Source organism: Streptomyces sp. NPDC088252 (assembly GCF_044740965.1).
Lineage (GTDB): Bacteria > Actinomycetota > Actinomycetes > Streptomycetales > Streptomycetaceae > Streptomyces.
This window is the reverse complement of sequence record NZ_JBIURS010000001.1, coordinates 595,764-619,159: the sequence shown is the minus strand read 5'-3', so window position 1 is coordinate 619,159 and position 23,396 is coordinate 595,764. Positions and strand designations below refer to the sequence as shown.

Genomic DNA, 23,396 nt, shown 5'->3' with positions numbered 1-23,396 from the left:
TTTGTTTATTAACGTGCGGGGGGGGCAAAAAAAACGCCCCACCCCCAACACCCTTTTCCCCCAAAAAAAACGGGGGGGGCGCCCCCCCCCGGGGGGGCCCCCCCGCCTTCGGTGGTTCCGGGGCCGCCGTCGGCTCGGTGAGGGTACGAGTGAGCCTTCGGCGGCCCCGGGGCCCAGGGCGCCGGGTCAGCGGCTGTCGCTGCCCGTCGAGTCCGCCGCCGCCCGGCCCGCCTCCAGGCGGGCGACGGGGATACGGAACGGGGAGCAGGACACGTAGTCCAGGCCCACCTCGTGGAAGAAGTGCACCGACTCCGGGTCGCCGCCGTGCTCGCCGCAGACGCCGAGCTTCAGGTCCGGGCGGGTGGCCCGGCCGGCCGCGACGGCGCTGCGGACCAGTGAGCCGACGCCGTCCTTGTCGATCGTCTCGAACGGCGACACCCCGAAAATGCCCTTCTCCAGGTAGGCGGTGAAGAACGAGGCCTCCACGTCGTCACGGGAGAAGCCCCACACCGTCTGCGTCAGGTCGTTCGTGCCGAACGAGAAGAACTGCGCGGCCTCGGCGATCTGACCGGCGGTCAGCGCGGCACGCGGCAGCTCGATCATGGTGCCGATGGTCAGCTTCAGCCGGGTGCCGGTGGCGGCCTCGACCTGGGCGATGACCTGGTCGGCCTCCTCGCGGACGATCTCCAGCTCCTGGACCGTGCCGACGAGCGGAATCATGATCTCGGCACGCGGGTCGCCCTTGGCGTTCTTGCGCTCGGCCGCGGCCTCGGCGATCGCCCGGACCTGCATGGCGAACAGGCCGGGAATGACGAGACCGAGACGGACGCCGCGCAGACCGAGCATCGGGTTCTGCTCGTGCAGCTTGTGGACCGCCTGGAGCAGTCGCAGGTCGTTCTCGTTGGCGTCCTTGCGGGACTCGGCGAGCGCGACACGTACCGAGAGCTCGGTGATGTCGGGCAGGAACTCGTGCAGCGGCGGGTCAAGCAGCCGTACGGTGACGGGCAGTCCGTCCATCGCCTCGAACAGCTCGATGAAGTCGGCCTTCTGGAGCGGCAGCAGCTCCTCCAGCGCCGCCTCGCGCTCGGCGTCGGTGTCCGCGAGGATCAGCTTCTCGACCATCTCACGGCGCTCACCGAGGAACATGTGCTCGGTACGGCACAGGCCGATGCCCTGGGCGCCGAAGCGGCGGGCCCGCAGCGCGTCCTCGGCGTTGTCGGCATTGGCCCGCACCCGCAGCCGGCGCACCCGGTCCGCGTACGCCATGATCCGGTGCACGGCGGCGACCAGCTCGTCGGCGTCGTCGGCACCCGCGTGCATCCGGCCCTCGAAGTACTCGACGACCGGGGACGGCACGACGGGGACCTCACCGAGGTACACCTTGCCGGTGGAACCGTCGATGGAGACGACGTCACCCTCCTCGATGACCCGGCCGCCCACCGTCATCCGGCGGCGCTTGGTGTCGACCTCGAGGTCCTCGGCGCCGCAGACACAGGTCTTGCCCATGCCGCGGGCGACGACGGCGGCATGCGAGGTCTTGCCGCCGCGCGAGGTCAGGATGCCCTCGGCCGCGATCATGCCGTCGAGGTCGTCGGGGTTCGTCTCGCGGCGGATGAGAATGACCTTCTCGCCGGAGCGGGACCACTTCACCGCGGTGTACGAGTCGAAGACGGCCTTGCCGACCGCGGCGCCCGGCGAGGCGGCGATGCCCCGGCCCAGCAGCTCGGTGGCGGCTTCGTCGTCGAAGCGCGGGAACATCAGCTGCGCCAGCTGCGCCCCGTTGACCCGCTGGAGCGCCTCGGCCTCGTCGATCAGCCCCTGGTCGACGAGCTGGGTGGCGATCCGGAAGGCGGCACCGGCGGTGCGCTTGCCGACCCGGGTCTGGAGCATCCAGAGCCGGCCGCGCTCGATGGTGAACTCGATGTCGCACAGGTCCTTGTAGTGCGTTTCGAGGGTCTCCATGATCTGCATCAGCTGGTCGTACGACTTCTTGTCGATCGACTCCAGCTCGGCGAGCGGCACCGTGTTGCGGATACCGGCGACGACGTCCTCGCCCTGTGCGTTCTGCAGGTAGTCGCCGTAGACGCCCTGGTGGCCGCTGGCCGGGTCACGGGTGAACGCGACACCCGTACCGGAGTCCGGGCCGAGGTTGCCGAAGACCATCGAGCAGACGTTGACGGCCGTGCCGAGGTCGCCGGGGATGCGCTCCTGACGGCGGTAGAGCTTGGCCCGGTCGGTGTTCCACGAGTCGAAGACGGCCTTTATGGCCAGGTCCATCTGCTCGCGCGGGTCCTGCGGGAAGTCCCGTCCGGCGTCCCGCGAGACGATCTTCTTGAACTGCTTGACCAGCTTCTTCAGGTCGGCCGCGTCGAGGTCCACGTCGACCGTGACGCCCTTGGCCTCCTTCGCCGCCTCCAGCGCCTCCTCGAAGCGGTCGCCGTCGACGCCGAGGACGGTCTTGCCGAACATCTGGATGAGGCGCCGGTAGGAGTCCCAGGCGAACCGCTCGTCACCGGCCTGGGCGGTCAGGCCGGCCACGGACTCGTCGGAGAGGCCGATGTTGAGAACCGTGTCCATCATGCCGGGCATCGAGAACTTCGCGCCGGAGCGGACCGAGACCAGCAGCGGATCGTCCGCCTGGCCGAGCTTCTTGCCCATCCGTGCCTCAAGGGCTTCGAGATGCGCGCTGACCTCGGCTCGCAGCTCCGTCGGCTCCTCACCGCTGCCGAGGTAGACCTTGCACGCCTCGGTGGTGATGGTGAAGCCCGGAGGGACGGGGAGTCCGAGATTGGTCATCTCGGCGAGGTTGGCCCCCTTCCCGCCGAGCAGGTCCTTCAGGTCCTTGTTGCCCTCGGTGAAGTCATAGACGAACTTCTGGCCCTGCGGGTCCCGGGAATCCGGGGTGGATACGTGGGAATCTTTGTTTTCCGACACGGGTCTCGACTCCTCGAGGACGCGGTGGCTGCCCTGACGGCGAGGAACATACCCAGATCGAAGGTGCCCTGGTACGTCCACTTGCGCGTCATGAGGCCTCAACCACCCGTCCGCCAGCAGATCGAAAGTGACGGGACCTGTCCCTCGATCGAGGGATCGTATTCACTTCTTGAATGAATGAGCACTCAGCGCAAGGAGAGATCCTCACATTGACCACACAGCGCAAGGGTGGCGTCGATCGATCAAAGTGGAGCCGCTTGGCACCGAGTGCCACCATTTGAGAAGTGCAACTCCCAAATTCACGCTCATCTGAGCGGACCAACTCTCAGGGTGGCGAGAATCACTCTACGATCGACGCTCAGATGTCACCATCCGGACGCCTGTGCGGCGACCGACGGTCACCCAGTGATCATCAAGAGGCAGCTCAGCGTGAGTGAATTCGATGCACCGTGCGCGATGAGGCCCCAGCCGGACCGCTACTTGGCTCGATATCGCCGAATCCGGCCGAATATGGCGCTCAGATGAGCAATGTAAAGAGAGAGGCACGCGGTGCCTCTGCGTCACGTGCCTCCTCAAGGGACGTGAGGGGCGTGAGGGGCGGTGAGGAGCCCGGAAAACCCGAAGGGCCCGGAAGGGCCCAGGGGCCCGACCGGGCCCCGGTCGGGCCCCTGGCGACGCCTCTTCAGCCGCCCGAGGTGTCCAGCTCCGCGTCCGCGCTCACTCCCGCGCAGTCGTACGGGTCCTTCAGCCAGCCGTCCGGCAGCACGACCCGGTTGTTGCCCGAGGTGCGCCCGCGCGGCCCGTCCGCGCCCTCCGGCCACGGCTGATCCAGGTCCAGCTCCCGCAGCTGCCCACCCAGCTCGTCCAGCGACGAGGTGATCGCCAGCTGCTTGCGCATCTCGGAGCCGACCGAGAAGCCCTTGAGGTACCAGGCGACATGCTTGCGGAAGTCGATCACGCCGCGGGTCTCGTCGCCGATCCACTCCCCCAGCAGCGTCGCGTGCCGCAGCATGACGTCGGCGACCTCGCGGAGAGCCGGCGCCCGCCGCGTCCGCGTACCCTCGAACGCGCTCACCAGGTCGCCGAAGAGCCAGGGGCGGCCCAGGCAGCCGCGCCCCACGACCACTCCGTCGCAGCCGGTCTCGCGCATCATCCGACGGGCGTCGTCCGCGCTCCAGATGTCGCCGTTGCCGAGGACGGGAATCTCCGGGACGTGTTCCTTGAGCCGGGCGATGGCGTCCCAGTCGGCGGTGCCGCCGTAGTGCTGCGCGGCCGTCCTGCCGTGCAGGGCGACGGCCGTGACGCCCTCCTCCACGGCGATCCGGCCCGCGTCGAGGTAGGTGGTGTGGTCGTCGTCGATGCCCTTGCGCATCTTGATGGTGACCGGCAGCCCGCCCGCGTTGGAGACCGCCTGGTTGAGGATCGCGCGCAGCAGGGGCCGCTTGTACGGGAGCGCCGAGCCGCCGCCCTTGCGCGTCACCTTGGGGACCGGGCAGCCGAAGTTCAGGTCGATGTGGTCGGCGAGGTTCTCGTCGACGATCATGCGGACGGCCTTGCCGACAGTGACCGGGTCCACGCCGTACAGCTGGATCGAGCGCGGGGTCTCGCTCGCGTCGAAGTGGATGAGCTGCATGGTCTTCTCGTTGCGCTCGACCAGCGCGCGCGTGGTGATCATCTCGCTGACGAACAGCCCCTTGCCGCCGGAGAACTCCCGGCACAGGGTGCGGAACGGGGCGTTGGTGATGCCGGCCATGGGCGCGAGCACCACCGGCGGCTGCACCGTGTGCGGGCCGATCCGGAGCAGCGGGGGCGAGGGGGCGAGCGTGGTCATTGCTCCATTGTCGCGTACGGCTCGGAGCGGTCCGCCAGCAGAGTTCGTTAGTTAACCGTACTATCCGTGTATGCCCGAGCTGAGCCCCCGCCGACGGCAGCTGGTACTGGCGATCTGCTGTATGAGCCTGCTGATCGTCAGCCTCGACAACACCGTCCTCAATGTCGCCCTGCCGTCCATGCAGAAGGAACTGCACGCCACCGTCGCGGGCATGCAGTGGACGATCGACGCCTACACCCTCGTCCTCGCGTCGCTGCTGATGTTCGCGGGCTCCACCGCCGACCGGATCGGGCGCCGGAAGATCTTCAAGATCGGACTCGTCCTCTTCACCCTCGGCTCGGTCCTCTGCTCCCTGGCGCCGAACCTCGAGTCGCTGGTGGCGTTCCGGATGGTGCAGGCGGTGGGCGGCTCGATGCTGAATCCCGTCGCGATGTCGATCATCACCAACACCTTCACCGACCCGCGCGAGCGGGCCCGCGCCATCGGGGTGTGGGGCGGGGTCGTCGGCATCTCCATGGCGGCGGGCCCGGTCGTCGGCGGTCTGCTGGTGGATTCGGTCGGCTGGCGGTCGATCTTCTGGATCAATCTGCCGGTCGGTCTCGTCGCGCTGCTGCTCACCTGGCGGTACGTTCCCGAGTCGCGCGCCCCGAAGCCGCGCCGCCCCGACCCCGTGGGGCAGCTGCTGGTGATCGCGCTGCTCGGTTCGCTGACGTACGCGATCATCGAGGCGCCCTCGGCGGGCTGGGCCTCGCCGCGCATCCTGACGTTCGCCGCGCTCGCCGCCCTCGCGGTCGTCGGGCTCCTGCTGTACGAGCCCAGGCGCGCCGAGCCCCTCATCGATCTGCGGTTCTTCCACAGCGCCCCGTTCAGCGGGGCCACCGTCATAGCGGTCTGCGCGTTCGCCGCGCTGAGCGGGTTCCTCTTCCTCAACACGCTGTATCTGCAGAACGTACGCGGTCTGAGCGCGCTGCACGCCGGTCTGTACATGCTCCCGATGGCGGCCCTGACCTTTGTCTGCGCACCCCTGTCCGGGCGACTGGTCGGCAGCCGGGGGCCGCGGCTCTCGCTGCTCGTCGCGGGAGTGACCATGACGGCGTGCGGACTGCTGTTCGCCGCGTTCGACGCGGAGACGGACAACGTCCTGCTGTTCACCGGCTATGTGCTGTTCGGCCTGGGCTTCGGCATGGTGAACGCCCCGATCACCAATACGGCCGTCTCCGGGATGCCCCGCTCGCAGGCCGGTGTGGCGGCGGCGGTCGCCTCGACCAGCCGGCAGGTCGGCGGAACGCTGGGGGTCGCCGTGATCGGTGCGGTGCTGGCGGCCGGCGTGGCCGGTACCGGGTCCCCACGGGGCGCCGCGTACGCGGCGGCGTTCGTGGACGCGAGCAAGCCCGCCTGGTGGGTCCTCACGGGGTGCGGGGTGTGCGTCCTGCTGGTGGGGGCGCTGACCAGTGGGCACTGGGCCCGGGAGACGGCACGTCGGACCGCGGAGCGGCTGGCGACGCCGACGGATGCCCCGGTCGGGGATCAGGCGTCGGCGAGCTCCAGGGCCTGAAGGCGCCGCAGCCGCTGCGCGGTCTCGTCGTCGGCGGGGGTGTACGTGACCATGCGGGGCCCGGACGAGGGGCCGAGCCACAGGTCGGTGTGGTCGAGGCGGAGCAGTCCGACATGGGCGTTGCGGAAGATTTTGGTCCGGCCGCCGGGGCCCACCACCTCGTGCCGTGCCCAGAGCTCGCGGAACTCCGGTGAGACCGCCTCCAGCCGGCCGAGGAGCGCCTTCCACGCGGGCTCGGCCAGATGTCCCGCCATCGACCTGCGGAACTTTGCGGCCATGACCCGGTTCATCTCGGGGAGATCGACGACGGCGGCGCGCCACTGCGGGTTGGTGTAGGAGAGGATCATGCAGTTGCGGTCGTCGGGGTCGACGGCGTCCAGGTCGCAGAGCAGCCGCCCATAGGTCCGGTTGTACGCGAGGATGTCGTACCGGCTGTTCTGGATGCAGGCCGCAATGGGGTCCAGCTGCCGCAGCATCTCGCGCAGCGCCGGGGTGATGCTCGGGCAGTCCGCGCCGGGCGACGGGTCGACGGCCCCGGCGAGCGAGAAGAGATGGCCGCGCTCGGTGCGGTCGAGCAGCAGGGCGCGGGCGAGTGCGTCGAGGACCTGGGGCGAGACCTGGATGTCGCGGGCCTGCTCCAGCCAGGTGTACCAGGTGACGCCTACCGCGGAGAGCTGGGCGACCTCCTCCCGCCGCAGGCCGGGGGTGCGCCGCCGCGGACCGCGGGGCAGACCGACCTGCTCAGGGGTGATCCGTTCACGGCGGCTGCGCAGGAAGTCCGCGAGTTCATGCCGCCGGACGTCGGGCTCGGAGGGCTCGGGCCCCTGGGGAGCCGGTGCCCCGGGCACCACGCGTACGTCGGGCGACTCGCTCGCCATGGTCGTCATACCTCCAGCGTGCCGAACGCCCCGGCACTCTGCCAGGTGCTGCTTGTACCAGGATAACGAGACTCTGGTACCAGGCTGGGATGACGGCGATTCTCGATGGCGTGAGTGAATCAACTGTACGGACGGAAGTATCCGCCACCACCGCCCGAGTGGTGCGGCACGACCACCCCACTCCGGTGCTCGGCGCACTCGGACTGTTCACCGTGCTGCTCGGCGCGGCACTGCCGCTGATCGACTTCTTCATCGTGAATGTCGCCCTGCCGACGATCGACCACGATCTGAACGCGGGCCCCGCGCTGCTCGAACTGGTCGTCGCGGGCTACGGACTGGCCTATGCCGTGCTGCTCGTACTCGGCGGACGGCTCGGCGACATGGCCGGACGGCGCCGGCTCTTCCTGCTGGGGATCGCAGCCTTCGGCATCACCTCGCTCGCCTGTGGGCTCGCCCCGGACGCCTGGACACTCGTCGGGGCACGGGTGGCGCAGGGCGCGGCGGCGGCGCTGATGCTGCCGCAGGTGCTCGCCACCATTCAGGCGGCCACGTCCGGGCACCGGCGGGCGAGGGCGTTGAGCCTGTACGGGGCGACGGCCGGGCTCTCTATGGTCGCGGGCCAGATCCTCGGCGGTGTGCTCGTCGCCGCCGCCCCGCTGTCGTCGGTGTTCGGCGAGAGCGCGGGCTGGCGTTCGGTGTTCCTGGTGAACGTTCCGGTGGCGGCGGTGGGGCTGGTGCTGGCCGCTCGCGCCGTGCCGGAGACCCGTTCCGACAAGCCCGCGCCGATCGATGTACCGGGCACACTACTGCTGACCGTGTCGCTGCTGACGCTGCTGGCTCCGCTGACCGAGGGGCGCGCCGCGGGCTGGCCGGTGTGGACCTGGGTCTCGCTGGCCCTGTTCCCGTTCGCCGCGTACGCCTTCTACCGGGTCGAGCAGCGGGCCGACCGGCTCGGGCGGACCCCGCTGGTGCCGCCGAGCCTGCTGCGGCTGGAGTCGCTGCGGCGCGGGCTGGCGCTGGTGGTGCCGTTCTCGATCGGTTTCGGCGGCTTCATGTTCGTGATCGCGGTGGCGCTGCAGCAGGGGCTGAAACTCGGCCCGGCGGCCGCGGGTCTGTCGATGGCCCCGATGGCGGTGGCCTTCTTCGTGGCGTCCCTGGCGGGCCCACGGCTGATCCTGCGGTACGGCAGCCGCATCGTGACGGCGGGCGGGGTGATCCAGGCGGTGGGCGTACTGGTGCTCGCGTCCACCGTGTGGCAGCGGTGGTCGGGCCTCGGCGTGCTGGGGCTGATGCCAGGGGTCGCGATCGCGGGGTTCGGACAGGGGCTGCAACTGCCCGTCCTGTTCCGCATCGTGCTCTCCGACGTACCGGCCGCGCGAGCCGGTGTGGGCGGCGGGGTGATGACGACCACTCAGCAGGCCGCGCTGGCCCTGGGTGTGGCCACGCTCGGCACGCTGTTCCTCTCCCTGACCCCGGGCTCCGGGATGCGGGACGCGCTGGCCATGACGCTGCTGGTGCAGCTGGCCGCGGTGGTCCTGACGACGCTGCTGAGCCTGCGGCTGCCGCGCAGAGTGGCGTGAGCACGCAGGGCGACGGGGCGCGGACACGGGCGGGGGCCCGGATCACTTCTGGTGATCCGGGCCCCCGGTCGTACGGATGATGAGGAGGTGTCAGCTCTGTGCCGGGGTGTCCTGTTCGGACGCGCTCGGCTGCGCGGAGGCCGACCCCGACTGCGCGCGCTCCCGCATCTTGCGCAGCAGCTCCTGCTTCTGGTCGGCAGCGGTCTTGCGGTCGGCGTTGCGCGCGGGGCCCAGGCCCTGCTGATCGGCGCGGGACAGCTTCTTGCGCTGTCCGCCCACACCGAGGAGGTTGTTGCGGCTCTTGGCCACGGTGTTCTCCCATTCGTGGTGAGAAGTGAGGTCTGAAGCGACCTGGAATCGATCCGATGGGCGGCGGGTGGTCGGACCCGCCGCGCGCTCACTCGTAGATCTGGAAGAACGAAGACATGCCGGAACCGTACCCCGGCCGGACCGGACCGGGCACCTGGTTTTCCGCGCGCCCCGGCAGGGTACCGCCACCACGGCCGAGTTCAGCGGCGCGCCGGCCCCCTGCCGCTCGGCCCCTGCGCGCGACGGCCCCGCGGCGACGATCCCACGTACGCCGGCCCGCGCACGACGGCGCCGGGCGCGGGCGGTCCGCTCAGGCGGTCGGGTCGACCGTCGCCTGATGGGCCTCGGCGAGATGTTCCCCGGCCTTGAGCCACGGCAGGAACTGCACCCCCTTGCGCCAGCCGCAGGTGTCGCAGCTCAACTGCCGCTGCATCCCCGACTTCGTCACATGGACGACGTGTTCACGGCCGTGCTGATCCCATCTGCTGACCTTGCTCGTAGTCATGGACGGCATCGGAGCCTCCTGTGGACGCGTGGGGCGCGGGCGCGACGCTCGGCGTGGACAGTGTGCAACGAAGCCCCCGGTTCCGTACGGGGAACCGGGGGCTTCGTCGAACCGTGGTGCGTCAGCAGCCCAGCAGCCGGGCGCCGAGGTAGGCCTGGATCTGGTCCAGGGAGACGCGCTCCTGCTTCATGGTGTCGCGCTCGCGCACGGTGACCGCGTTGTCGTCGAGCGTGTCGAAGTCGACGGTGACACAGAACGGCGTACCGATCTCGTCCTGACGGCGGTAGCGGCGGCCGATGGCGCCCGCGTCGTCGAACTCGATGTTCCAGTTCTTCCGCAGGTCGGTGGCGAGACCCTTGGCCTTCGGCGACAGCTGCGGGTTGCGGGACAGCGGCAGGACGGCGACCTTGACCGGCGCGAGGCGCGGGTCGAGACGCATCACGGTGCGCTTCTCCATGACGCCCTTGGCGTTGGGCGCCTCGTCCTCGATGTACGCGTCGAGGAGGAAGGCGAGCATCGCGCGGCCGACACCGGCCGCCGGCTCGATGACGTAGGGGGTCCAGCGCTCGCCGGCCTCCTGGTCGAAGAAGGACAGATCCGTGCCCGAGGCCTTGGAGTGCGCCTTGAGGTCGTAGTCCGTGCGGTTGGCGACACCCTCCAGCTCGCCCCACTCACTGCCGCCGAAGCGGAAGCGGTACTCGATGTCCGCGGTGCGCTTGGAGTAGTGGGAGAGCTTCTCCTTCGGGTGCTCGTACCAGCGCATGTTCTCCTCGCGCATGCCCAGGTCCGTGTACCAGTTCCAGCGCTGGTCCATCCAGTACTGCTGCCACTCCTCGTCCTCGCCCGGCTTGACGAAGAACTCCATCTCCATCTGCTCGAACTCGCGGGTGCGGAAGATGAAGTTGCCCGGAGTGATCTCGTTCCGGAAGGACTTGCCCATCTGGGCGATGCCGAACGGCGGCTTCTTGCGCGAGGTCTGCTGCACCTGGCCGAAGTTGGTGAAGATGCCCTGCGCGGTCTCGGGACGCAGATAGGCGACCGAGCCGGAGTCCTGGGTCGGGCCGAGGTGGGTGGAGAGCAGACCCGAGAACTGCTTGGGCTCGGTGAAGGTGCCCTTGTTGCCGCAGTTGGGGCAGTTGAGCTCGGCCAGGCCGTTCGCGGGCGCGTGACCGTGCTTCTCCTCGTACGCCTCCTCCAGGTGGTCGGCGCGGAAGCGCTTGTGGCAGGAGGTGCACTCGGTCAGCGGGTCGGTGAACGTGGCGACGTGGCCGGAGGCCACCCACACCTCGGGGGCCAGGATGACCGACGAGTCGAGACCGACCACGTCCTCGCGCGAGGTGACCATGTAGCGCCACCACTGGCGCTTGAGGTTCTCCTTCATCTCCACGCCCAGCGGCCCGTAGTCCCAGGCGGCACGCTGACCACCGTAGATCTCACTGCAGGGATAGACGAAGCCACGGCGCTTGCTCAGGCTGACGATGGAGTCGATCTTGTCGGCGGCCACGGTGCTCTCTTCATTACGACGACGAAACTGGACAGGGGTGGCGCGAAGCGCCTCGTGGGGGGGTGGTGCTCGGGAGACGGGCGGACGAATGCTTCAGATTACCGGCGGGCACGCCCCTTCGATCAAATCGGTATCGGCGCGGACGGCCGAGCGGTCACCTCGTCAGGCTTGTTGACAATCGTTTCCAATTTTGTTGAAAATGACTGTCATGAACGTAAGCCGCCTCATACCCACCGCCGCCGTTGCCGGAGCAGCCGTCCTCGGCCTCACGGCGCTCACCGCCTGCTCCGGCTCGAATGCCGCCGATCACAAGAACGGCGACAAGCTGAACGTGGTGGCCTCGTTCTATCCGATGCAGTTCCTGGCCGAGCAGATCGGCGGGAAGCACGTCTCCGTCACCACGCTGACCAAGCCGGGCGTCGAGCCGCACGATCTGGAGCTCACCCCGCGGCAGATCGGCGGACTCGGTGACGCCGACTACGTCCTCTACCTCAAGGGCATCCAGCCCGCCGTCGACGACGCCATCAAGCAGTCCGGCGCGAAGGACGTGGTCGACGCCTCGAAGCTCACCACGCTGGAGGACCACGGCACCGGGACCGGAGCCGACGAACACGGTCATGAGCACCACGGCGACAACGCCGGAGCCGACCCCCACATCTGGCTCGACCCCGTGAAGTACGCCGAGGTCGCCAAGGGCGTCGGGAAGTCGCTGGAGAAGACCGACCCGGACCACGCCGCGGACTACCGCAAGAACACGGACGCGCTGGTCACCAGGCTCGACGGCCTGAACACCGCGTACGCGAACGGCCTGAGGAACACGGCGACCAAGACCTTCATCACCACCCACTCCGCCTTCGGATACCTCGCCGAACGCTACGGTCTGACCCAGGAGGGCATCGCCGGCGTCGACCCCGAGGCCGAGCCCAGCCCCGCCCGGATCGACGAGATCCACACCATCGCGAAGAAGAACAAGGTCAGCACCGTATTCTTCGAGACGCTCGCCAGCGACAAGACCGCGAAGACCCTCGCCAAGGACACCGGACTGAGGACCGACGTCCTGGACCCGCTGGAGGGAATCACGGACAAGTCCAAGGGCGCTGACTACATCGAGGTCATGCGGTCCAACCTCGCCGCCCTGCAGAAGGCGCTCGGCGCGAAGTGATCCACGCAACACCGGCCACAGCAGTATCGGAGGCGCTCATGCCCGAGTCCGGGAGCACGACCGAGCCCGTCATAGCCCTGCGGGGCGCCACGGCCGCACTCGGCGCGCGTGTGGTGCTGCGCGGCATCGACCTGACCGTCCACCGCGGCGAGGTCGTCGCCCTGCTCGGCGCCAACGGCTCGGGCAAGTCGACCGCCGTGCGCTCCGTCATCGGCCAGGTGCCGCTCTCCGGTGGTTCCGTCGAACTGTTCGGCACCCCGCTGCGCCGCTTCCGCACCTGGGCGCGTGTCGGTTACGTCCCCCAGCGCACCACGGCGGCCGGCGGTGTCCCCGCCACGATCCGTGAGGTCGTCTCCTCCGGACGGCTGTCCCGTACGAAGCTGGGGCTGCTGCGCAAGGCCGACCGGGTCGCCGTCGACCGGGCCATCGAGCTCGTCGGCCTCGCCGACCGGGCCAAGGACTCGGTGGACGCGCTCTCCGGAGGACAGCACCAGAGGGTGCTGATCGCGCGGGCGCTGGCCGCCGAACCGGAGCTGCTGATCATGGACGAGCCGATGGCCGGCGTCGATCTGGCCAGCCAGGAGATCCTCGCGGCGACGCTCCGGGAACAGGTCGCGGCCGGCACCACGGTGCTGCTCGTCCTGCACGAGCTCGGCCCGCTGGAGCCGCTCATCGACCGCGCGATCGTGCTGCGCGACGGCTGTGTGATGCACGACGGGCCGCCCCCGAAGGCGCTGGGCCAGCACGCCCTGCCCGGACACGACCACGTACACCCCTACGCGGCCTCCGAGCCCGTCCGGACCGGACTGCTGAGCTGATCATGGAATTCCTCGACCCTCCGTTCATGCAGCGGGCCCTGCTCGCCGCCGTACTGGTCGGCGTCATCGCCCCCGCCGTCGGCGTCTACCTCGTCCAGCGCCGCCAGGCCCTGATGGGAGACGGCATCGGTCATATCGCGATGACCGGTGTCGGCCTCGGCTTCCTGCTCTCCACCAGCCCGGTGTGGATGGCCACGGCGGTCGCCGTCGTCGGCGCCGTCGCGATGGAGCTGATCCGCTGGTACGGGCGCACCCGCGGCGACATCGCGCTGGCCATGCTGTTCTACGGCGGCATGGCGGGCGGTGTCCTGCTGATCAACCTCTCCGACACCGGCTCCAACGCCAACCTCACCTCGTACCTCTTCGGCTCCCTGTCCACGGTCTCCACCGAGGACGTCACCGCGATCTGTCTGCTGGCCGCCTTCGTGCTGCTGGTGACGCTGGGGCTGCGCAGGCAGCTCTTCGCCGTCAGCCAGGACGAGGAGTTCGCCCGGGTCACCGGCCTGCCGGTGCGCGCGCTGAACCTGCTGGTCGCCGTGACGGCGGCGGTGACCGTCACCGTGGCGATGCGGGTCGTCGGGCTGCTGCTGGTCAGCGCGCTGATGGTGGTGCCGGTCGCGGCGGCGCAGCAGATCTCCAGGTCCTTCAAGGTGACGTTCGTGCTGTCGGTCGTCATCGGTACGGCGGTGACCCTGGCGGGCACCGTGACCTCGTACTACCAGGACGTCCCGCCCGGCGCGACGATCGTGCTGCTGGCCATCGTGGTCTTCGTCGGCCTGGCCCTGCTCGCGACCCCGCTCGCCGGAAGGCGCGCCCGGCAGAGCGAAGCGGCGCCCGGGGAGTGCACTCTTGAGGTACCGGCCTCCCGTTCGGCCACGGACGAACTCCGGGTTTGACCGTGACGCCCGGACGGGCTGGCACAATGGCCCGACACAGGTACGGGCGACACGAGGAGGCTGCTGTGGCGACGGCGCCGATCAGTGGAACGAACGCGGCCCCGGTACGCGGCCGGTCGACCCGGCAGCGGGCGGCGGTGGCGGCGGCGCTCGACGAGGTGGACGAGTTCCGCAGCGCCCAGGAGCTGCACGACGTGCTCAAGCACCGCGGTGACTCGGTCGGGCTGACCACCGTCTACCGCACCCTTCAGTCCCTCGCCGACGCGGGCGAGGTCGATGTGCTGCGCACCACGGACGGCGAGTCCGTGTACCGGCGCTGCTCGACCGGGGATCACCACCACCACCTGGTGTGCCGGATGTGCGGCAAGGCCGTGGAGGTCGAGGGGCCCGCGGTGGAGCAGTGGGCGGAGACGATCGCCGCGCAGCACGGATATGTGAACGTGGCGCACACGGTGGAGATCTTCGGAACGTGCGCGGAGTGCGCGAGCGCGAAGAGCTGACGACGGTCCGGGGGCGCCGCCCCCGGACCCCCCTTCCTCAGCCCTTCGGCTCCTGGACCGCTTCCTCCGCGCCGCCGAACCGCCGGTCCCGCTGGGCGTACTCCAGGCAGGCCCGCCACAGGTCGCGGCGGTCGAAGTCCGGCCAGAGCACGTCCTGGAAGACCATTTCGGCGTAGGCGCTCTGCCAGATCAGGTAGTTGGACGTGCGCTGCTCACCGCTGGGGCGGACGAAGAGGTCGACGTCCGGCATGTCCGGGTAGTAGATGTACTTCGCGAACGTCTTCTCGTTGACCTTCGACGGGTCCAGCTTCCCGGCCGCGACGTCCTGCGCGAGGCGCTGTGCGGCGTCGGCGATCTCGGCCCGGCCGCCGTAGTTGACGCAGAAGTACAGCGTCATCCGGTCGTTGTCCTTCGTCTGCTCCTGGGCGACCTGGAGCTCCTGGACGACGGACTTCCACAGCTTGGGCATGCGCCCCACCCAGCGGATGCGGATGCCCAGTTCGTCCATCTCGTCACGGCGGCGGCGGATGACGTCCCGGTTGAAGTTCATCAGGAACTTCACTTCCTCCGGGGACCGCTTCCAGTTCTCGGTGGAGAACGCGTACAGCGAGAGGTTCTTGACGCCCATCTCGATGCAGCCCTTGAGGACGTCCATCACGACGCCCTCGCCGACCTTGTGGCCCTCGGTGCGCGGGAGGCCGCGTTCCTTGGCCCAGCGGCCGTTGCCGTCCATCACGACGGCGATGTGCTTGGGCACCAGCTCGCCGGGGATCTTCGGGGGCGTGGCTCCGGAGGGGTGCGGCTCCGGGGTCTTGTAGTCGCGCCGGTTACGGCCGCCGAGCATCCCGCGTACTGCCATGAACTGTCTCGCTCCCTCTGCCTGATCTGCCTGTGTCACTTCTCTACGTACCGCAGTGAGCGCAGTCCGCGCTCCAGATGCCAGTGCAGGTAGGCGGACACCAGTCCGCTCCCCTCCCTGGCATGACGCGCCTCGCACGCGTCCGCTGTCTCCCAGTCGCCGGTGAGCAGCGCGCTCAACAGGGCGACGGCCTCAGCCGAGGGTACGACGCTGCCGGGCACCCGGCAGTCGCCGCATATGACGCCGCCCGCCGCGACGGAGAAGAAACGGTTCGGTCCGGGCATTCCGCACTTCGCGCAGTCCTCGAAGCTGGGTGCGTAGCCGTTGACGGCGAGCGACCGCAGCAGGAAGGCGTCGAGGATGAGATGCGGCTCGTGTTCGCCGCGGGCGAGGGTGCGCAGCCCCCCGACGAGCAGCAGGTACTGCTGGACCGCGGGCTCGCCCTCGTGGTCGGTGAACCGCTCTGCGGTCTCCAGCATCGCGGTGCCCGCGGTGTAGCGGGCGTAGTCGGTGACGATGCCGCCGCCGTACGGGGCGATCGTCTCGCTCTGCGTGCAGAGCGGCAGGCCGCGGCCGATGAGTTCGCTGCCCCGGGCGAAGAACTGCACGTCCACGTGGGAGAAGGGTTCCAGCCGTGCCCCGAACTTGGACTTCGTGCGCCGCACGCCGCGGGCGACGGCCCGCACCCGGCCGTGGCCGCGGGTCAGGATCGTGATGATCCGGTCGGCCTCGCCCAGCTTCTGCGTGCGCAGCACCACGCCGTCGTCCCGGAACAAGCTCATGCGTCCATTGTCCGGTACGGGGACGGCTCATGGGGCCCGCCCCTCCATGGCGGCCGACGACAACGCGGCGGGGCGCGGCACCGGGGCACGCGAACCCGGCAGGATCCGAACGAGAGACCCTACTGCCCGTCCGCCCCGCCCGCGGCCGGTACGACCAGCCCCGATTCGTACGCGACGATCACCAGCTGGGCCCGGTCGCGGGCGCCGACCTTGCCCATGATCCGGCTGACGTGGGTCTTCGCGGTGAGCGGGCTGAGGCCGAGGGTCTCGGCGATCTCCGCGTTGTTCAGCCCGCGCCCGACCAGGCAGAGCACCTGGCGCTCCCGTTCGGACAGGCGGTCCGGGCCGCCGGGCGCTCCCGCGGGCGGGGTCCGGGGGCTGCTCAGCACCCGGGCGATGAGCCGGGCGGTCGGCCCCGGTGAGAGCAGGGACTCGCCCGCCGCCACGGTCCTGATCGCGGCCAGGAGTTCGGCGGGCCTGGTGTCCTTGACCAGGAAGCCGGAGGCGCCCGCGCGCAGTGCCTCGACGACGTGTTCATCGGTGTCGTACGTCGTCAGGACCAGCACCTTCACCCCGGCGAGACGCTCGTCGGCGGCGATGCGGCGGGTCGCCTCGATGCCGTCGAGATCGGGCATCCGGATGTCCATGACGACGAGGTCGGGCCGGTGGGCACGGGTCAGCTCGACGGCTTCGAGGCCGGTGCCCGCCTGGGCGACGACCTCCATCTCCCGGTCGGACCCGACGAGCATCGCGAAGGCCGCCCGTACCAGGGTCTGGTCGTCGGCGAGCAGGACGCTGATCACGGTGCGGTCCCCTTCTCCTGCAGCGGCAACAGAGCCAAGACCTCGAAGCCTCCTCCGGCGCGGGGTCCGGCGTCCAGCGTGCCGCCCGTGCTGCGGGCCCTCTCCCGCATGCCCACGATGCCGAAGCCGGGGGTGGGGCCGTCCTTCGGGGGGCCCGCGCCGTCGTCGGTGACGGTGACCCGCAGCGCGCTGCCGCCGTCCGGCGCCACGGCGACCCTGACCCGGACGCCGGTGCCTGCGTGGCGTACCGCGTTGGTCAGCGACTCCTGCACGATGCGGTACGCGGCCGCGCCGGTCGCCGGGGCGAGCCGGCCGGCCGGCTCGCGGACCGCGAGGTCGACCCGGGCTCCGGCCGCCTCGGCGGCCCGTACGAGAGCGGGCAGTGACGCCAGATCGGGCAGCGGGCCCTCGGCCTCGTCCCGGTCGCTGCGGTCGGGCCGGACGTCGCGCAGCACCTCCAGCGTGGTGCGCAGCTCGGCCCTGGCCTCCCGGCAGGTGTCGGCGATGTCCTCCAGCGACGCGGCGATCGCACTCCGGTCGAGCCGGTCCGGGTCGACGGTCAGGATGTGCGAGGCGACCGAGGTCTGCACGCCGATGAGGGTGATGCTGTGGGCCAGCAGATCGTGCAGATCACGGGCGATCCGCAGCCGTTCCTCGGCGACCCGCCGCCGGGCCTCCTCCTCCCGGGTGCGCTCCGCGCGCTCGGCGCGATCCAGCACGGAGGCCATGTACTGGCGGTAGACACGCATGTCGACGCCGCAGAACAGCACGGCGACGACCCAGCCGGAGATGCGCAGCAACTCCAGGCCCTGATGGGCGTTGATGCTGAGCACCACGGTCAGCATGACGGACAGGACACCGATCCCGGTCAGTACCGTGCGCAGCGGCCGGCCCGTCACCGCGACCGTGTAGAGCATGATCCAGGTCTGCGGTATCGGCGCCGTGTGCGCATTGTCGAGCGCGTGGTACGGGGCGAGGAGCGGGATCATGGCGAGCAGTGCGAGCAGCGGGTTGCGCCGCCGCCACACGAGCGGCACCGCGCTCGCGAGCAGCAGCGTCCAGCCGAGCGCGTCGGGCGACCGCGCGGGGTCGGTGAAAAGGGCGAGCACGACGGAGAGCGCACCGGCGCCCCCGGCCACGAGGGCGTCGGTGCGCGTCTTGTGCGGCGCTTCCATGGGGTCGCGGTTGACGACGGCCATGATGCGTTCGCGTCGGCGCGTGGTTCGGGACACGCTGCCATCCTCCGGTACGGGTGGGTGAATCGTCAGACTGTTGTGAGGAGTTCGGGTTCGCGCGGGCCGTCCGGTGCGGCGGGGGTCCGGCTGAGTGCGCCGGGCCACCAGATCTTCCGCTGGAGTGCCACGCTCGCCGAGGTGACCAGGTAGGTGCGGACGAGGAAGGTGTCGAGGAGGACGCCGACGGCGACGACGAAGCCCATCTGGACCAGGCTCACGATCGGCATGTTCAGCAGGACCGCGAAGGTGGCCGCGAGCACCAGGCCCGCCGAGGCGATCACCCCGCCCGTGGTGCGCAGTGCGGTGAGTGCGGCGACTGTCGGTGCGGTGCCGGAGAGGGTCTCCTCGCGGACCCGGTGCATCAGGAAGATGCCGTAGTCGACGCCGAGTGCCACCAGGAAGACGAAGGACAGCAGCGGCAGTCCGGGGTCCGTGCCCTTCATTCCGAGGAGCGGTTCGAAGACGAGTCCCCCGATGCCGAGCGAGGCGCCCCACACCGCGACGACGGCGGCGGCCAGCAGCAGTGGAGCGACGAGGCTGCGCAGCAGTGCGATCAGGATCAGCAGGACGGAGACCAGGACGAGCGGGACGACGGTCCTGAGGTCCCGGGCGTTGGCCGTCTCCGCGTCCATCTGCTGGGCGCTGGGCCCGCCGACGTGGCTGCCGTCCAGCAAGTCGCGCAGGGCCTCGATGGTCGCCCGCTCCCCCGCGGACTCGGGCCGGTCGGTGGCGACCACGGACAGTTCGGTCCAGCCGCCGCCGCTGCGACCGCGTTCGACGGCTGCGACGCCCTCGGTGGCACGGACCTTCGCCAGGGTCGCCCCGGCCCGTTCGGTGGGGGTGATCACGGTGATCGGCTGGGTGGAGCGGCCGGGGTAGGCGGCGGCGAGGGTCCCCATCGCCGCGATCGAGTCCGGCTTGCTGGTGAAGGAGTCCTCCTGTTTGAGATCGCCGGGCAGGTTGAACGCACCGAGTGCCAGCGCGCCCAGCAGCACTCCCCCGCAGGCGAGCACGGTCACCGGCCTGCGCCCGGCCGAGCCGCCCATCGCGGCGAAGAGCGAACGGCGCCGCCGGGGCACGCTGCCGTACGTGGGGACGAGCGGCCAGAACAGCCGACGGCCGAGCAGCACCAGCAGCGCCGGCAGCAGCGTCGTCATGGCGAGCAGCGCGCAGAGCACCCCGACGGCGGCGATGGGGCCCATGCCCCGGCTGCTGGTGAGGTCGGCGGCGAGCAGGCACAGCATGCCGGCGGCGACGGTTCCGGAGGAGGCGACGATCGCGGGCCCGCAGCCCCGCAGGGCGGCCGTCATCGCGTCGTACGGCCTCTCGACGCGGCTCAGCTCCTCCCGGTACCGGGAGACGAGCAGCAGCGCGTAGTCGGTGCCCGCACCGAAGACGAGGATGGTCATCACGGCGGAGCTCTGGCTGGTGACGGTGATGTCGAAGCCCTGGTGGAGTCCGTACACGACGGCCATGGACAGCATGTCGGCGACCCCCGCGACGACGAGCGGCACCAACCACAGCATCGGGCTGCGGTAGATGAGGATCAGCAGGATCGCGACGACGGCGACGGTCGTGTAGAGCAGTGGGCCGCCGACGGATCCGTAGACCTTCTTCGCGTCGACATCGAGCGCTCCCGGGCCGCCGACGTCCACGCTCAGTCCGCCGCCGCCCTCGGCGACCGCACGCACCTCGTCGACGAAGGCGGTTCTGGCATCGTCGTCCTGCCCCGGCTCGGTGGTGGACACCGGGTACATCAGGGTCGTGCCGTCCTCGGACGGCACGGGGCGGGGCGTCCCGGTGAGTGCGTGGCCGCGGGCGATCTCGGCGGTCTGCGCGGCGGCCAGTGCCCGGTCCGCGGCGGTCAGTCCGCCGTCGCGGTGGTAGACGAGGACGAGTTCGGTGGCCTCGCCGCCGGGCAGCTCGTCCTGGATCTTCGCCACCTGGGTGGAGTCGGCGCTCGCCGGGAGGTAATCGACGGCGCGGTTGGTCTGTACACCGCCGAGCTTGCCCGCCAGTGGGCCGGCGAGCGCGATCGCGGCGACCCAGAGGGCGAGGATCGCCCAGGGCAGCACGCGCCGCCGGTTGCGCGGCCGTGAACGCGTACCGCTCGATTCCACTGCGGCCCTCATGACGGGCCCCCTTCCGCCGGGTGTCTGGTTCCTGTCCAGACTCCTGGCGAAAAGCGCCCGACACGTCGCGCCCGGGGCCGAGTTCGCGGCTACTGCCGCAGTGGGCCCGCGGGCCCGACTACTCCCGCGGGAGTACGCGCCCGGTGCGGACGGGGCCGTTCAGGAGGGGGTGCGCGCAGCCGCCGCGAGCAGTCGGGCGGTGTCCTCGGGGCAGAGCTGCAGCGCCCCGCCGACCATGGTCAGCACCTCACGCTCCGCCTGCCCGTACGGGCCGTCGGCGAGCGCGATCCTGGCCCCCTGCAGCAGGATCGATTCGCGTCCGGCGGGGGCCAGGTGCGGGGCGAGGGGTTCCAGTGCCTCGTGCAGTTCGATGGCGAGGGCCGCACCGCAGGCCTCGGCCGCCGGGTCGAAGGCGGCGCCATGGCCGATGTCGGCGGCGAGGACCTCGACGACGGTGGAGAGCTGTTCCTCCGTGCAGTCGTCGAATCCGGCGTCGCGCACAAGGGCGGCCGCGGCCTCCAGGGCCGTGCGGGAGGCGGTGCCGCCGGCCGCGAGGACGCCGAGCGCGACCGTGTGGACGGCGTCCCTGAGCATCGCGGAGAACCGGGTGGTGGTGGGGTGGTCCAGCACGTCGGTGTCGAACCGGTCCCGGCAGGCGGCGCATTCGACGACCGGTCCCGTGGTGCCGCGCCGCACCATCGGCACGCCGAGCACCGCGAAACGGCGACGGCCGGTGAGCCGACGGTAGTTGCGGTCGCCGCCGCAGCCGGGGCAGAAGAACTCCCCGTCCCCGACGGTGTCCCAGATGGTGCGGATGCCGCAGATACGCAGCTTCATGGCGCGTTGTCCCCGGGCTGACCGCACGTCGCACACCTCCGTAACTCCCCCGTGGCCCTAAAGGCACGGGAGGTGCCCCCTCCGGCAACATTGCCGTGTCGACGTGATGTTAACCACAGTCACGATGTGGCGTCAGCACCTCGGTCGTCACAACCGCCGGAGATGGCCGAGAACCCCGCCCCCGGATACGGGTGGACGGGGTTCTCGGCCATGCGGCTTCATGCCCTTTCGGGCACCGGGTCAGCGGGTGGCGCGGTTGACGGCGGAGACGACCGCCTTCAGCGAGGCACGTGTGGTGTTGGCGTCGATACCGATGCCCCACAGGACCCTGCCGTCGATCGCGCACTCGATGTACGAGGCGGCCTGGGAGCTGGCACCCTCGCTCATGGTGTGCTCGGTGTAGTCCAGCAGACGGGCATCGATGCCGATGGCCTGCAGCGCTTCGAAGAACGCGGAGATCGGGCCGTTTCCAGTACCGGTCAGCACGGTGTCCGCGCCGTCCACGGTCGCCTCGACGGTGATGGTGTCCTGGCCGTCGGAGCCGGTCGTGGTCTGACCGGAGCGGATCTGCACGCGACCCCATTGAGCCGCAGCGTTGTCCGGGTTCGGCAGGTACTCGTCCTGGAACGTGGACCAGATCTGCGTCGGTGTGACCTCACCGCCCTCGGCGTCGGTCTTGGCCTGAATGATCCGGGAGAACTCGATCTGCATCCGGCGCGGCAGGTCCAGCTTGTGGTCGTTCTTCAGGACATAGGCGATTCCGCCCTTGCCGGACTGCGAGTTGACCCGGATGACGGCCTCGTAGCTGCGGCCGACGTCCTTCGGGTCGATCGGCAGGTACGGCACCGCCCACTCGATGTCGTCGACCGTCGTGCCCCGGGCGGCCGCGTCGGCCTCCATGGCGTCGAAGCCCTTCTTGATGGCGTCCTGGTGGGAGCCGGAGAAGGCGGTGTAGACCAGGTCGCCCGCGTAGGGGTGGCGCGGGTGGACCTCCATCTGGTTGCAGTACTCGCTGGTGCGGCGGATCTCGTCGATCTGCGAGAAGTCGATCTGCGGGTCGACGCCCTGCGAGAACAGGTTCATGCCCAGGGTGACCAGGTCGACGTTGCCGGTGCGCTCGCCCTGGCCGAACAGACAGCCCTCGATCCGGTCCGCACCGGCCATGATGGCCAGTTCGGCGGCGGCGACGGCGGTGCCGCGGTCGTTGTGCGGGTGGACCGACAGGCAGACGAACTCGCGGCGCGACAGGTTGCGCGACATCCACTCGAACCGGTCCGCGTGCGTGGAAGGGGTCGAACGCTCCACGGTGGCGGGCAGGTTGAGGATGATCTCGCGACCTTCCTCCGGCTGCCAGACGTCACAGACCGCCTCGCAGACCTCCAGGGCGAAGTCCAGCTCGGTGTCGGTGAAGATCTCGGGGCTGTACTGGTAGCCGAAGATCGTCTCCGGGCCCAGCAGCTTCTCCGCGTACTCCATGACCAGCCGGGTGCCGTCCACGGCGATCTGCTTGATGTCGTCCTTCGAGCCGCGGAAGACGACCCGGCGGAAGGTGGGCGCCGTCGCGTTGTACAGGTGCACGGTCGCGCGGTGGGCGCCGACGAGGGACTCGACGGTCCGCTCGATCAGGTCCTCGCGGGCCTGCGTCAGGACGGAGATCGTCACGTCCTCGGGGATCGCGCCCTCTTCGATGATGGAGCGGACGAACGCGAAGTCGGTCTCGCCGGAGGACGGGAACCCGACCTCGATCTCCTTGTAGCCCATGCGTACGAGCAGATCGAACATCTCGCGCTTGCGGGCCGGCGACATCGGGTCGATCAGGGCCTGGTTGCCGTCACGCAGATCGGTGGAGAGCCAGCGGGGCGCGACGGTGATCCGGTTGTCCGGCCAGGTGCGGTCGGGGATCTCGACGGCCTCGTACCGGCCGTACTTGTGGATCGGCATCCCGGACGGCTTCTGCAGCTGAGTGGCGTTGGTGATCGGCGTCGGGCGTCCGACAGCGTTCCCGGCGGGGGTCTGAGCGGGATGTGCGGCGGTCATGGCGTACGGCTCCTCGGGGTCCAACCAATGGGACGGCCGACTGTGTCGCTGCAGCACCAGACTCCGCGGGGAGGGGGTCGGCCTACGACTACAGGCCCTCGCCGCGGCAGCTAAGAAGAAGCAGCCCGAAACGCATGATGCGACGAGACTAACCGAGAGGCGCCTGATGCGTCCGTCCCGTATCAGTATGCGGGACCGGGCGCCGGAAACGCCCAAGAGTGATCGATCACTCCATTTCG

19 protein-coding genes are annotated in these 23,396 nt (G+C 70.1%); 6 read left to right on the top strand and 13 right to left on the bottom strand.

Going from position 1 to position 23,396, the window contains the following annotated elements:
- Positions 1-186 precede the first annotated feature (186 nt).
- Entirely contained in the window at positions 187-2,934 is a 2,748-nt protein-coding gene (gene ppdK, locus ACIOHC_RS02670; protein ID WP_351079163.1) for a pyruvate, phosphate dikinase, read from the bottom strand.
- A gap of 682 nt (positions 2,935-3,616) precedes the next feature.
- Positions 3,617-4,765, bottom strand: a complete 1,149-nt coding sequence (gene dusB / locus ACIOHC_RS02665) for a tRNA dihydrouridine synthase DusB (protein ID WP_351079161.1) — start codon at positions 4,763-4,765, stop codon at positions 3,617-3,619.
- 70 nt (positions 4,766-4,835) lie between these two features.
- Between dusB and ACIOHC_RS02660 the strand changes: the two genes are divergently transcribed.
- Positions 4,836-6,320, top strand: a complete 1,485-nt coding sequence (locus tag ACIOHC_RS02660; RefSeq protein ID WP_351079159.1) for an MFS transporter — start codon at positions 4,836-4,838, stop codon at positions 6,318-6,320.
- On the opposite strand, the gene ACIOHC_RS02655 is transcribed toward ACIOHC_RS02660, so the two are convergent.
- Positions 6,293-7,207, bottom strand: a complete 915-nt coding sequence (locus tag ACIOHC_RS02655; protein WP_365692305.1) for a helix-turn-helix transcriptional regulator — start codon at positions 7,205-7,207, stop codon at positions 6,293-6,295. The genes ACIOHC_RS02660 and ACIOHC_RS02655 overlap by 28 nt on opposite strands.
- A gap of 101 nt (positions 7,208-7,308) precedes the next feature.
- On the opposite strand from ACIOHC_RS02655, the gene ACIOHC_RS02650 reads away from it, so the two are divergent.
- Positions 7,309-8,778, top strand: a complete 1,470-nt coding sequence (locus ACIOHC_RS02650; protein ID WP_401841068.1) for an MFS transporter — start codon at positions 7,309-7,311, stop codon at positions 8,776-8,778.
- Between the two features lie 90 nt (positions 8,779-8,868).
- On the opposite strand, the gene ACIOHC_RS02645 is transcribed toward ACIOHC_RS02650, so the two are convergent.
- The 3 genes from ACIOHC_RS02645 to ACIOHC_RS02635 all read right to left on the bottom strand — a co-directional run bounded on the left by ACIOHC_RS02645 (position 8,869) and on the right by ACIOHC_RS02635 (position 11,096).
- On the bottom strand, positions 8,869-9,087 hold the full coding sequence (locus ACIOHC_RS02645) for a DUF6243 family protein (RefSeq protein WP_351079154.1): 219 nt from the start codon (positions 9,085-9,087) through the stop codon (positions 8,869-8,871).
- A gap of 310 nt (positions 9,088-9,397) precedes the next feature.
- Entirely contained in the window at positions 9,398-9,601 is a 204-nt protein-coding gene (locus ACIOHC_RS02640) for a hypothetical protein (RefSeq protein WP_351079151.1), read from the bottom strand.
- Positions 9,602-9,713: 112 nt separating this feature from the next.
- Positions 9,714-11,096 carry a glycine--tRNA ligase gene (locus ACIOHC_RS02635; RefSeq protein WP_351079148.1) on the bottom strand — a complete coding sequence of 461 codons (1,383 nt, stop codon included), beginning with the start codon at positions 11,094-11,096 and terminating at the stop codon, positions 9,714-9,716.
- 208 nt (positions 11,097-11,304) lie between these two features.
- Here ACIOHC_RS02635 and ACIOHC_RS02630 point away from each other — a divergent pair, with 208 nt between their 5' ends.
- From ACIOHC_RS02630 to ACIOHC_RS02615, 4 genes are all read left to right on the top strand, one after another.
- Complete coding sequence (locus ACIOHC_RS02630; RefSeq protein WP_351079145.1) at positions 11,305-12,258, top strand: metal ABC transporter substrate-binding protein; 954 nt, start codon at positions 11,305-11,307, stop codon at positions 12,256-12,258.
- Between the two features lie 38 nt (positions 12,259-12,296).
- Positions 12,297-13,076 carry a metal ABC transporter ATP-binding protein gene (locus ACIOHC_RS02625; RefSeq protein ID WP_401841064.1) on the top strand — a complete coding sequence of 260 codons (780 nt, stop codon included), beginning with the start codon at positions 12,297-12,299 and terminating at the stop codon, positions 13,074-13,076.
- Positions 13,077-13,078: 2 nt separating this feature from the next.
- Entirely contained in the window at positions 13,079-13,972 is an 894-nt protein-coding gene (locus tag ACIOHC_RS02620; RefSeq protein ID WP_401841063.1) for a metal ABC transporter permease, read from the top strand.
- Positions 13,973-14,037: 65 nt separating this feature from the next.
- Positions 14,038-14,472, top strand: coding sequence for a Fur family transcriptional regulator (locus tag ACIOHC_RS02615; protein WP_351079136.1), 435 nt, complete (start codon positions 14,038-14,040; stop codon positions 14,470-14,472).
- 37 nt (positions 14,473-14,509) lie between these two features.
- Here the strand turns inward: ACIOHC_RS02615 and ACIOHC_RS02610 are convergent, their stop codons facing one another.
- The 7 genes from ACIOHC_RS02610 to leuA form a co-directional block, all read right to left on the bottom strand.
- Positions 14,510-15,331, bottom strand: a complete 822-nt coding sequence (locus tag ACIOHC_RS02610) for an isoprenyl transferase (RefSeq protein ID WP_351079133.1) — start codon at positions 15,329-15,331, stop codon at positions 14,510-14,512.
- A gap of 35 nt (positions 15,332-15,366) precedes the next feature.
- The gene (recO, locus tag ACIOHC_RS02605) at positions 15,367-16,113 is read right to left on the bottom strand and encodes a DNA repair protein RecO (RefSeq protein ID WP_351079130.1); all 747 of its coding nucleotides are present in this window, start codon (positions 16,111-16,113) and stop codon (positions 15,367-15,369) included.
- A 119-nt stretch (positions 16,114-16,232) separates the two neighbouring features.
- Entirely contained in the window at positions 16,233-16,916 is a 684-nt protein-coding gene (locus ACIOHC_RS02600) for a response regulator transcription factor (RefSeq protein ID WP_365692311.1), read from the bottom strand.
- The gene (locus tag ACIOHC_RS02595) at positions 16,913-18,115 is read right to left on the bottom strand and encodes a histidine kinase (protein WP_351079175.1); all 1,203 of its coding nucleotides are present in this window, start codon (positions 18,113-18,115) and stop codon (positions 16,913-16,915) included. The genes ACIOHC_RS02600 and ACIOHC_RS02595 overlap by 4 nt, the downstream gene beginning before the upstream one ends.
- A gap of 65 nt (positions 18,116-18,180) precedes the next feature.
- Entirely contained in the window at positions 18,181-20,283 is a 2,103-nt protein-coding gene (locus ACIOHC_RS02590; RefSeq protein ID WP_351079124.1) for an MMPL family transporter, read from the bottom strand.
- Between the two features lie 159 nt (positions 20,284-20,442).
- Complete coding sequence (locus ACIOHC_RS02585; RefSeq protein WP_351079122.1) at positions 20,443-21,120, bottom strand: TerB family tellurite resistance protein; 678 nt, start codon at positions 21,118-21,120, stop codon at positions 20,443-20,445.
- A gap of 240 nt (positions 21,121-21,360) precedes the next feature.
- Entirely contained in the window at positions 21,361-23,157 is a 1,797-nt protein-coding gene (gene leuA, locus ACIOHC_RS02580; protein ID WP_351079120.1) for a 2-isopropylmalate synthase, read from the bottom strand.
- Positions 23,158-23,396: the final 239 nt, after the last annotated feature.